Origin of the sequence: Mesorhizobium prunaredense (assembly GCF_900156895.1) — a bacterium.
In the GTDB taxonomy this organism is placed as follows: domain Bacteria; phylum Pseudomonadota; class Alphaproteobacteria; order Rhizobiales; family Rhizobiaceae; genus Mesorhizobium; species Mesorhizobium prunaredense.
The window spans coordinates 12,130-12,428 of record NZ_FTPD01000053.1 but is presented as its reverse complement, the minus strand read 5'-3'; the positions used below and the strand labels follow the sequence as shown (position 1 = coordinate 12,428).

General features: G+C 69.6%; 1 protein-coding gene. It reads left to right on the top strand.

Features of this window, described 5'->3' with window-relative positions:
- Positions 1 to 299 (top strand): transposase (locus BQ8794_RS27485; RefSeq protein WP_174654543.1); only part of this gene is annotated, 299 nt, incomplete at both ends.

Below are 299 nucleotides of genomic sequence, written 5' to 3'. Positions count from 1 at the left end.
TCCGCACGTGCACATGATCGTGCCGGGCGGCGGCATCGCACTCGACGGGAAGCGCTGGGTATCGTCGCGTCCGGCCTTTCTCCTTCCGGTGCGCGTGCTCGGCAAGCTGTTCCGTCGCCTGTTCCTGACCCGGCTGCTCGCGCTTCACGACGCAGGCCGGCTCGCCTTCGTCGGATCGGCGGCGCATCTGGCCGACCGCCGCGCCTTCCTGCGTCATCTGAAGCCTGTTCGGAGCAAGCGCTGGGTGGTCTACGCCAAGGCGCCCTTCGCCGGCCCGGAAGCGGTGCTCGCCTACCTGT